10 protein-coding genes and 1 tRNA gene are annotated in these 11,194 nt (G+C 27.0%); 4 read left to right on the top strand and 7 right to left on the bottom strand.

All coding sequences use genetic code 11. From position 1 onward, the window contains the following. Nucleotide 1: 1 nt before the first annotated feature. The 6 genes from CPX_RS02135 to dnaX all read right to left on the bottom strand — a co-directional run bounded on the left by CPX_RS02135 (nucleotide 2) and on the right by dnaX (nucleotide 5,986). A complete protein-coding gene (locus tag CPX_RS02135; protein WP_053521535.1) occupies nucleotides 2-1,633 on the bottom strand; it encodes a CTP synthase in 1,632 nt (543 codons plus the stop codon). 32 nt (nucleotides 1,634-1,665) lie between these two features. After that, nucleotides 1,666-2,556, bottom strand: coding sequence for a phosphatidylserine decarboxylase (locus CPX_RS02130; RefSeq protein WP_053521534.1), 891 nt, complete (start codon nucleotides 2,554-2,556; stop codon nucleotides 1,666-1,668). Between the two features lie 77 nt (nucleotides 2,557-2,633). Continuing rightward, nucleotides 2,634-3,287, bottom strand: a complete 654-nt coding sequence (locus tag CPX_RS02125; protein WP_235443244.1) for a CDP-alcohol phosphatidyltransferase family protein — start codon at nucleotides 3,285-3,287, stop codon at nucleotides 2,634-2,636. A gap of 62 nt (nucleotides 3,288-3,349) precedes the next feature. Beyond that, entirely contained in the window at nucleotides 3,350-3,886 is a 537-nt protein-coding gene (gene rpoE, locus CPX_RS02120; RefSeq protein WP_053521533.1) for a DNA-directed RNA polymerase subunit delta, read from the bottom strand. A 51-nt stretch (nucleotides 3,887-3,937) separates the two neighbouring features. Then, nucleotides 3,938-4,234, bottom strand: a complete 297-nt coding sequence (locus CPX_RS02115; RefSeq protein WP_017191988.1) for a YbaB/EbfC family nucleoid-associated protein — start codon at nucleotides 4,232-4,234, stop codon at nucleotides 3,938-3,940. A gap of 12 nt (nucleotides 4,235-4,246) precedes the next feature. Continuing rightward, a complete protein-coding gene (gene dnaX / locus CPX_RS02110) occupies nucleotides 4,247-5,986 on the bottom strand; it encodes a DNA polymerase III subunit gamma/tau (protein WP_053521532.1) in 1,740 nt (579 codons plus the stop codon). Between the two features lie 627 nt (nucleotides 5,987-6,613). Here dnaX and CPX_RS02105 point away from each other — a divergent pair. Next, nucleotides 6,614-7,384 (top strand): hypothetical protein, encoded by a 771-nt coding sequence (locus tag CPX_RS02105; RefSeq protein ID WP_235443243.1) that lies wholly within the window; start codon nucleotides 6,614-6,616, stop codon nucleotides 7,382-7,384. 211 nt (nucleotides 7,385-7,595) lie between these two features. Here CPX_RS02105 and CPX_RS02100 read toward each other — a convergent pair. Then, a tRNA-Ser gene (locus CPX_RS02100) sits at nucleotides 7,596-7,686 on the bottom strand. 367 nt (nucleotides 7,687-8,053) lie between these two features. On the opposite strand from CPX_RS02100, the gene CPX_RS02095 reads away from it, so the two are divergent. The 3 genes from CPX_RS02095 (at nucleotide 8,054) to plsY (ending at nucleotide 11,122) form a co-directional block, all read left to right on the top strand. Continuing rightward, on the top strand, nucleotides 8,054-8,758 hold the full coding sequence (locus CPX_RS02095) for a hypothetical protein (protein WP_053521530.1): 705 nt from the start codon (nucleotides 8,054-8,056) through the stop codon (nucleotides 8,756-8,758). A gap of 190 nt (nucleotides 8,759-8,948) precedes the next feature. Continuing rightward, complete coding sequence (locus CPX_RS02090) at nucleotides 8,949-10,328, top strand: 2-hydroxycarboxylate transporter family protein (RefSeq protein ID WP_053521529.1); 1,380 nt, start codon at nucleotides 8,949-8,951, stop codon at nucleotides 10,326-10,328. Between the two features lie 119 nt (nucleotides 10,329-10,447). After that, complete coding sequence (gene plsY, locus CPX_RS02085; protein WP_053521536.1) at nucleotides 10,448-11,122, top strand: glycerol-3-phosphate 1-O-acyltransferase PlsY; 675 nt, start codon at nucleotides 10,448-10,450, stop codon at nucleotides 11,120-11,122. Nucleotides 11,123-11,194 lie beyond the last annotated feature (72 nt).

Genomic DNA, 11,194 nt, shown 5'->3' with positions numbered 1-11,194 from the left:
TTTATTGTGTATTTTTATTTGTATTGTATTTAATAGCAAACTTAATAAAATCTTTAAATAAAGGATGTGGCTTCAGAGGACGAGATAAAAATTCTGGATGGAATTGAACCCCTACAAACCAAAAGTGATTTTTTAATTCCACTATTTCAGGGACTTTTTCTTCTTGATTAAAGCCAGAAACATTGAAATAAGGATCTTTATCAAAAAGAGGGAGATATTCTAAATTCATTTCATAGCGATGACGATGTCTTTCGTTAATCACTTCTTGTTGATAAATGGCATAACTTCTACTATCTTTTTTTAATTCTGAAGAATAAAGACCTAATCTTAAAGAACCGCCTAATTGTGTATTATATATTTTTTGAGTAATAACGGGATAAGGCGTTTTAGAATCTACTTCTGAGGAATTGGCTTGTTCTAATTTTAAAACATTACGAGCATATTCTATCACCGCTATTTGCATACCAAAACAAATACCGAAAAAAGGGATATCGTTTTCACGAGCGTATTTAACGGCTTTAATTTTCCCTTCAACCGCTCTAAAACCAAAACCACCAGGCAATAAAATACCATCACAAGTATTTAACTGTTTTTGGATATTATCATTAGTTAAATATTCCGCATCAATCCATTTAATTTCAACTTTCACATCATGAGTGTATGAAGCATGTTTCAAAGACTCTTCGATAGATAAATAAGCATCATGAGAATCGATGTATTTTCCTACTAAACCAATAGTGATTGTGCGTTTTAAGTGTTCTATTTTATGAATTAATTGTTTCCACTGGGATAAATCAGAAACAGGAACATTTTTAATTTGGAAATGATCTAAAATAAAATCATCTATTTTTTGTCCGTGTAAATTAAGAATAATTTTATATAAAATATCAACATCTGTGTTATCAAAAATAGCGTTTTTTTGAACATCACATAAAATAGATATTTTTTGCTTCATTTCTGGAGTGATTATTTTTTCACTTCTTAAAATTAAAATTTGTGGTTGTATTCCTAAAGATCTTAATTCTTTCACACTGTGTTGAGTAGGTTTAGTTTTCGTTTCGTTGGAAGATTTTAAATAAGGAATTAAAGTATTGTGTAAATAAAGAACATTATGAAAGCCTAAATCATAACGCATTTGCCTAATAGATTCTAAAAAAGGTAAAGACTCAATATCTCCAACAGTTCCACCTATTTCAATGATAATAATATCATAATCAGCGTTTTGAGCGATAGTTAAAATTCTATACTTAATTTCGTTAGTAATGTGAGGAATGACTTGAATAGTTTTACCTAAATATTCCCCTTTTCTTTCTTTATTAATTACAGATTGGTATATTTGTCCTGTAGTGACGTTAGATTCTCTTGATAAGTTTTCATCTAAAAACCTTTCATAATGACCTAAATCTAAATCTGTTTCAGCTCCATCATTAGTCACAAAAACTTCCCCATGTTGATTAGGGCTCATAGTGCCTGAATCAACGTTAATGTAAGGATCAAATTTTTTCATAAACACTTTTAAACCGCGTTGTTTTAAAATTTGACCAATAGACGAAGCAATAATGCCCTTGCCTAAACCAGAAACTACTCCACCTGTCACGAAAATAAATTTAGGTTGTTTTTTATTTTTATTCATCTTTTTTCCTTCTTCCTATGGGAGAAAAACAATTAGAACATATCCAACATTTGCTCTATTTTATGTCCAATTGTTTCACCGATATTAATTTTAGTTTCAGCGTTATTTCTCGTATTGTTTAAAATATCTTGATCAAAAACAACTTTATTCGGTTTAATCAATAAAACTACAGTAGAACCACCAAAAGAAAAAAAACCTTTTTCTTGACCTTTAACAAACTTACTGATTTCATGATTGTTGATTTTACCAACCATCATAGCGCCGACTTCTATTTGCACTACTTGACCAAAATTATGGGTATATAAAATATTATATTCTCTAGTATTTTCTTGTAGAACGTTAAATTGTTTAAAAGCTATAGGGTTCACTGTATGAAATTTACCCTTGATTTTAACCACTTTTAGGTCTAATAAGCCATCATCTATAAAAATATAACGATGATAATCATTAGCTTTTAACCTAAACATCACTAATTGACCATCTAAATATTCTGAAGCCAATTTATCATCTTTTAATAAATCACTTAAACGATAATCAACATTTTTAATAGTGTATACGCTATTATTATAAATAGGGAAAATACTAACTTGCCCTTCGCAAGGGCTAATGAAAGTTGTTTCCTTTCTATCAAAAGACAGATGTTTATATTTGCGTGTAAAAAAATCATTATAAGAACGAAATTTTTGCTTTTCGAATAAATCCAAATCTATATTATATTCTTTGATTGTTTTAGAGATGTGAATTTTAGACAAAAAGGTTTTAAAATATAAACTAGCTAAATAAGTCACAAATTTGGAAACAAGAATTTTTAAAAACAGTCTTTTCCAAAAGTTCTTTTCAATATTAGTATACACAAATATTTGTTGTTTGCTAGTGATCTTGTCTTCTAAAACATTCCCTTTTTTATCAACTATTTTTTTCATCTAAACGACCTTTAATTATTTTTTGAGACATATTTCTAAGTATAACAAAGTCAAAATCAACGTTAGAAATAACGCACTTAAAAAGAAATATAAAATATTTTTTTGTTTTTAAATTTAATTTTATCATAAACAAATAAAAAAGAAAATAACATGAGGAAAAAGAGATATATTAAAGGTGATAACCACTGAATATCCTCAAAATCTTTCCACAATTTACCTAATTGTAAGTGAATTAAAATTAAAACAGGGAACAGAACTGAGGAAAAAGTAACCGGAACGCCGATAAAACCTTTAGAATTTAATTCTTCATTTTCCTCCGTTAAAACGTTAAAATAAGCTAATCTAATTAAAGCTGCTAAAACATATAAACTACCAAAAAAGACAAAAGCGAATGTTAAAAGTGTATAATAAGTAGATCCTGAAGAAACAACTTTTTTCAATAAAGAATAACCTATCGCTACTGGTAAAACGCCGAAACTAACCAAATCAGCCAAAGAATCAATTTGTACACCATATCTTTTTTCCAAAAGAGAACGGTTTTTTTTACTACGACTAACTATGCCATCAAAAATATCGCAAATGCCTGATATTAACAAAAAAACAGAAGCTAAGCCGATTTTGTCTGTAAAAACAACTAAACTGACGCCAATAAAGCCACTTAGTAAATTTAAATAAGTTAAATATACAGTATAATCGTATATGCCTAAGAACATTTTTTTAACTCCGCTCACTTGATAATACAACTTGTTTTTTTGTATTAGTATTTTTTTAAATTATCATATGGGGGAATCTTTTATTGATCGTATAAATAATCATATTCATCATTGATATCGTCTTCTTTGACATCATCATCGCTCACAGAATTTAAATCTACTTGAGGTTTTTTGATATCATTATCTAAATGTTCTGAATCAATATCTAACGCTTCTTCTATTTCTTCTTTGTGCTCATCGCTATCTTCATCATGACTATCATCATTTTTAGGTTTTAAGGTAAAATCTTCAAAATCTAAAATTTTATGATCGATATCTGTTTGTTCTTCATCATCTTTATCGTCTTTTTCAGCGTAATACTCTTTATCCCATAAATGTAGATTGCCCGCTTTAACGCACCAAAGATCTTGGCCATTAAAAACAAAAAGACCACTTAAAACAATATCTAAATATAGTTGAGAAACTTTCTCCACATCAGTAAAATCTAATTGTCTAATTTGGAAAACTTGTTCCATTAATTGATAAATAGGTATAGATGTTTTATTTTGTTTTAAAATTTGATAAGAAATATCAATCATTGAATTATTGGGGTCGATTAGGTTCTTTTTTTCGTTCATTATAAATTGTTGTCCTCTTTCTAAGAAAATGATTAAAAGATAATAAAATTATCAAAAAGTGAATTCTAAATTTTCAGAAGCTTTATTAATGACTTCTCTTGAAGCATTTTCTACTTGTTTTAAAACTTCGTTAAAAGATAATAAAATACTTTCTTGCAGAATATCTAAATTTTTAAGAGCTTGGGTATTTTTAATACGAACATCAACAACTTGTTTAGTCCCTTGCATCACTATCATCACATCGCCTATTGTAGCGATAAATTCTTTGGATTCTAATGTTTTTTGCTCTTTTTGAATAGCTTCTTGCATTTTTCTTAATTTATCAAACATATTAGTATTAGTATTCATTTTCACTCCTTATTATATCTTAATTTTTACTGTATCAAAACCAAAATATTCTCTAGCTAATTTAATTAGTTCTAATTCATTTTGTTCTATTTTGACAAGGGAATTTTGTTCATAAAAACTATTGTCTAAATGAGATAAATCAACATCCATCGGATTATTAGTTGTTTGATATTTATCATAAGCCACTTTGATCAATTCATCCCAATGTTTTGGCAAAATAACAAAATAATCATTGATAATAGTTTTTTTAGAGTTAAAAAGTTTCTTAATGTTTTTTTTCACATTAACATTTAATAAATTCTTATAATTATTCATATCCGAACAAGCCAACAACATTTCTTTGTTGCGTCCGATCATCAACAATTTAGCTTCTGATAAAACTTTGGCAGAAGCTTCTAACTCTAAATTATCAGAATAAGTTTTTAAATTAGCCCATCTTTTTTTTAAAAGAGTAGTTGTTTTATCATCTTGATTAAGCAGAATTTTTTTAATATGTTTTATTAAATTATTTTCTGATTCTATTGCTGCTTCTGCAACAATTTCCTTTTTTTTAGCCAGATAAGATTTTTGAGGTTCTTTTTTAGTGCAAGGAAGGTCGTTATTAGAATATGAAACATTATTGTTCCAATTATGATTTTTCACCACTGTATTAGTGTTTTTGGCAGCGATAGAAGTCTTTTTGATAATTATATTTTTGTCAAAAAACAGATTATGTATTTTAATAAAGTTTAAAATTAAAGAATTTTTTTTAGTGGGGAAATGGATAATATTTTGTTTTAAAATTAACAAGATTTCAAAAAATTCATTCCTTTTAGAATTGGTTAACAAACGGAATAAATTTGTATTTTCTTGAGGATTAGTCACATGTTCTAATAATAATTTTTGAAAAAAATCAATTAAATCATCTAAAAAAGGTGAAATTTGCACATTAGGTTTCAAAATTAATTCTAAAAAAGCTATCATTTGGTTGATGTCTGGTTGAACCAAATATTCGGCTAATTGGTTTATTTTACTTTCCGAAATAACACCTAACATTTTTTCAATATCTTTTTTTTCAATCAAGTTAATTTTATAAGAACTGATTTTATCTAATAAATTTAAAGCATCTCGCATACTTCCGTCTGAATAGGCTGCTATAGTGGTTAAAGCTTCATCAGTAATTAAAATTTTTTCTTCCTCCACAATAGGGTTTAATTTAGTTTTAATTTCTTCATCGGTCAAATTCGGTAAATGAAAATGTTGAGTTCGGGAAAGAATAGTTTTAGGAATTTTAGCTAATTCACTAGTGATTAAAATGAAAACAACGTTCAATGGGGGTTCTTCCAATAATTTCAATAAAGCGTTAAAAGCATTGCTAGATAAGACGTGAACTTCATCAATAATATAAACTTTATATTTTAATAAATGAGGTTTGTATTGAACTGTGTCTTTTAATTCTCTAATTTCATCTACACCATTATAAGAAGCACCATCAATTTCAATCACATCTAAATTTGCTTTTTGGCGGACCACTAAACAAAACTCACATTCATTACAACAATCTTGTCCTTGAGGATTTTGACAGTTAATGGTTTTAGCTAAAATTTTAGCCAAAGTGGTTTTACCTACGCCTTTATTGCCGCTTAACAAATAACAATGATGAATTTTTTGCAATTTGATAGCATTTTTTAAAGTTTTAATAACAACTTCTTGACCTACCATCCCATCAAAATTTTTAGGTCTATGTTTACGATATAAAACTAAATAAGACATACAAAATAAATCCTTTTTCTTATAAATTCATTCTTTTATATTATATTCTTCCAAGAGGTTTTATGAAAGGGAGAAACCTAAAACCTTAACTAAATAAAGAATAAAAAAAATTTTATTTGACTACAAATAAAATCACATCTTAATATTTTACCATATGAAAAACCTTTTTTTCTAATGTAGTGCGTCTTTTTCTTCATTTTCCTGTTTCTCAACTTTTTTTGCCGAGCAAAAGAGCAATTTAAAAAAAAGAAAAATTTCTTTTAAGGCTTTTTAGACAGTCTAAAATGTAGTTTTTTTACCTTTTTACAAAGCGGCCTTTTTTCAGTTCAAAACGAAACAAAAAGTTTAAATTTAGCCGCAATTAGGTTGTTTTAATGAACCAAACAAACGCTAAATATCACACAAATATTTAACTTTTCCCAATTTAAATATGATAAAATTACTTATGTAATGAATAAATATTTTATTCATTTATTATAATATGAAAATGTATTTTAATAAATCTAATAGAAAGGATTTTTAAATAAAATACAAATGTTTTCACAAAATAAAAATTATTTATCTAAATTTTTACAATTAACAGGAATTTTATCGGTTTTCATATTGATATTCTTCTCTCATAATAAGGTGTTTGGAAATGTTAAAAATATCAAAGATCATATTGTAGAAATAAAAAATCAAGACCAACAAAAAGACGATATCAAAACAAAAGCTGCCGCTTTATTGCAAGAAATATCAACTTTTGAAACAGACATCAAAAAAATCTTTACTACTGCCAATATACAAGAGTTACAAAAAATCTTTGAAGATGCGGTTTTCGATAGTTTATCAACCGAAATAACTAATAAATTAACGACCACCCAAAACATTCTGCAAGCTGATAAAAATATTTTGGACAATATGCAACAATTGGTGAAAGAAATACAAGATCAAAAACCGAATTATTTAAGTGATGCTTCAATTTTATCCAAAGCAGGTGAAAAAACTTTGGAAGAAGTTAAAACAGCGTTCATCAAAATAATGGGTCAAACTCAATTATTAAAAACACATATGGAAACTTTAGAAACTAAAAAAACAGAATTGACGGATGCTAATAAATTAAGCGACACCCATATCAATAATTTAATAAATAAAATAAAGGGTTTTTTAAATAAAAGTCAGTCTTCTAAATTGGAAGATAAAAACACACAATTAACCAAAATCGAAACAGATTATCAAAAATTAAAAAAATCTGAAACTGCTGCCACAACGACAAAAAGCACTACAAAAACTGATGATAAAGAAAAAAGCATCAACACTTTCCAGATTATAATTATAGGTGTTTTTATCACTATAATGATTTCAGTGATTATTGTTTGGATTTTGCAACAAATTAAAAAAAATCAATCTAAAAGATAATAAGTTTCTTATAAATAAGAAACGTCTTTAATAAAAAAACATCTTTATATCTAAATAAAGATGTTTTTTCTTTTAAACGATAATAATATATAATTTTATTTAATTAAGCAAAAGATAAATCAATTCTGGCTAAATATTATATTATTGGGAAAAATAAAACTATTTAACAAATGCTTAAGTAAAAAAAATATCATCAAAATTTTTTTATAATTGGCGGAGCAGAAGGGATTCGAACCCTTGCACCAAAAATTGGACTACGTCCTTAGCAGGGACGCCTCTTATAACCACTTGAGTACTGCTCCATCTGAAACATTTTTTGCCATCATTAATCAATCGAATCATTTCCTTTTTTTCTTAGACATTTATTCAAAGATTATTAGACAAAAACATTATAACAAAATATATATTAAAAAAACATATTTATTGACTTTTTATTAATTCATTGCGTAACTGAATTCAATAAAAAAGATGTTTATATCATGATTATCGCATATTAGAAACATTTATTGATAAAATAATCATTCTAGAAGAGGTCTTATATGTTAAAATAAAAAAGACATAAATGCAATAATTCACATAAAACACAAGCATAATTGTGTTTATACAATCACTCCCATAAACAATTCTTTCTTTCACGCTTCATATATTCGCACCAAAGGAAAAAATAATATGACTAAAAAAATAGATTTAAAAAAAATAACTTTAGGAGCTAATTTAATAGCCATGGCTTTTATATTAGCTCAAATTAACCAAAAGTTTCTTTCAGGCAGTTTATTTAGTTTTAAAAAAATGCCGATTGTAGACGCTCAATTATGGGTTTTTTGGCACTTTCCTTTATTCGTTTTAATGTTTTTATTTAACTTTAAATATGCTTTAACTTTTTTATTGATTTACTTATTTATTGATGGGGCTTTTTATTCCTCATTTCAATACATACAAATCTATAATACTTTTCAAACTTTATTTGTAGACGAAAGTGCTGTTATTGTCATGAAAAATATTATCTTTGGGACTTTTATACCTATTTTAGCATATCTTTTTCTATCTTTTCTAAAAATGAACGAAAAAAATTATCAAAAAATGTTACTATTTTTCACTATTATTATCATCATTCAAAGTATTTCTCGCACAATTAACGGTTATGCGTGGCTAACTATTATTAAAAAAAATTTATCTACTCGTGAAGGTCTTTTTGTGAACTTGATAAACGCTTTTTTTAATGGTGGCACAACTAAATCTTGGTTTATTTTATGGTTTTTAAATCTGATTCCCGTTATTACTTCCAATGTGATCAACTTAGTGGTCTTTTTATTATTTAGAAATAAAATACAAACTATTTATCAACAATTTAATTTCAACGAAAAACATAGTTAATCATCAGATAGAAAAATTTTTTAACAAATAAATGAAACACAACAAGCTTTTTTTAGGTTAATAAAAGGTTTTTTTAACAAAAGATGTTTATTAATGACTTTTTCTTGTTATAAACTTGTCTCAATAAAATATAATTATAAGTGTTCATGCATTAACATTCTAATCCATAAGAAAGAAGGAAACATTTTTTATGAATGAAAAAAATAATAAAAAGAAAATAGAGATTTTTGGTTTTCACCCTTTATTGTTTTTAAGTTTTGTTGTAATAATGATTTTAAATATCGTTTATATGAGAATAGATCAAGACAATAAAAAATTATGGCATCCTTTATTAACGCCTTTATTTATTGCTATGGTGTTAGGGATTAGTTTAAATTATATTGGTTCTAAAACGCCTTTTTTAAACAAATTGGGCTTTGGTTTTTTACTTTCTATATTAGTACCATCTTTTTTAATTTATCAAGAAATAATACCAAAAAACATAGCTGATAATTTTGATAAAGCTTTTTTCAATAAACCAGGAGCAAATGCTGGTTTAGGGGTTAATTTCTCACAATTCTTTATCACTATCGTTATCGCCGGCAGTCTTTTAAGCGTGGATAGAGATTTATTAAAAAGATCTTTAATCAAGTTTATTCCCATCACTTTAATCGCTATTATCTTTTCTTTTGTTATTAGTGGTTTTTTAGGTTATTTAGCTCATTTTCAACCAGATGTTATTTTCTCAAAGAAATCTCAAGGTAGTTTCTGGGATAGTATTTTCTTTGTGTTTGTGCCTTTAACTAACGGAGGAACTAACTTAGGCATTGGTGGTTTTTCCAATGGTATTTATAAAGACGCTTTTCAAGGGTCAGCAGAGGCAAGTCAAATTAGAAGTGTTCTTTTAGCACCTTTAATTTTAGCCCGTGTTTTAAGTATTTTCTTCGCTGGTTTATTATTTGTTTTATTTGATAAAACTAAATACAGCGGCAAAGGTTCTTTAGAACAAAAAAAGATTGACCATTCTCATAAGTCTACCAAAACACCTTTAGAACATCAACAAATAGGCATGGGGTTATTAATCATTTTCGCTCTTTATAATTTAGGTAATATGATTAACCAAGTTTTATTTAGTTATTTAGACGCAATGGTATATGTTATTATCATTTTATTAGTTATTAAAATTTTTGATTTATTGTCTGATAAGTATCAAAATTCTGTGTCCCAAGCTGGCAAATTCATGTCTATTAATTTTACAGGCCCTGTTTTAGCCGGTTTAGGGTTAACTACTAATTTTGCCACTTTAATAAATACTTTAAAAACACCTAGTGTTGTATTGATCGTTGTTACTTCCTTAACGATGGCTGTGATAACAACTTTTATTTTCGCCCAATCATTAGGTTTTTACCCTCTAGAATTATCTTTAACTGCTGGCCTTTGTTCGCACAGTATTGGTGGAACAGGCAATTTAGGTGTAATGGCTATTAGCCATCGAGAAGATTTATTGCCTTTTGCGACTATAGCGACTCGTGTAGTTGGTCCTCTAGTATATATCGTATCCACCTTCGGTTTTAAATATTTATATATGTAACCCAATCTGGTTTTAGACCAATTTACAAATGATATGTTTAACTTTTTATTATTTGTTAATTAACAAATATTTATTAAATTGTTATAACATAAATAAAAGAAAGTTTGAAAAATGAAAACATGAATATATCAAATATAATTATTATTGTAAGTATTATTTTATTGTCTTATACAATAGGTTCTATTCCAGTAGGCTTATTGGTAGGAAAAATTTTTAAAAACAAAGACATTAGCACTTTAGGTTCGCAAAATATTGGTTCTTCGAATGTAACTAGAGTATTAGGTTTTAAATTAGGCCTACTAACTTTTATTTTAGATTTTTTAAAAGGTTTTTTGCCTATTTTTATCGTTGGATGTTTAACGAAAAATGATATTATTCCTGAGGAAATCAATTATTATAGAGTCTTTTTCGGCATAGCTGCTGTTTTAGGACATATGTTTTCTATTTTCAACAAATTTAAGGGCGGAAAAGCTATCGCTAGTTCGGTCGGTTTTATCACAAGTATTAATTACCTAGCGGGTTTATTAGGGATCTTATCTTTTGTTATTATAGTAAGATTTAGCGGGTACGCCTCTTTATCGTCTCTTATAGCCACTTCTTTAGTAAATGTCGGCTTATGGATTAATACTGGTGTTTATCTTTCGAGGAAAAATGAGCCCCCACAAACTTGTATGGAATTATGTTTTATCTTTGCCACCACAATTATTATTTTTTTAAAACATTACAAAAATATTATCAATTTGCTAAAAGGTAAAGAAAATAAATTTAATTTCAAAAGAAAAAAAACTCAATAATGTTAACATTTTTTTCACCATATACAGAATAAAAGCTAAATTGTTTTTCCAAAGAACAATTTAGCTTTATTT

The organism is Candidatus Phytoplasma pruni (assembly GCF_001277135.1).
Classification (GTDB): Bacteria; Bacillota_I; Bacilli_A; order Acholeplasmatales; family Acholeplasmataceae; genus Phytoplasma; species Phytoplasma pruni.
The sequence above is the reverse complement of the archived record's forward strand: the minus strand, read 5'-3'. Positions and strand labels throughout refer to the sequence as shown.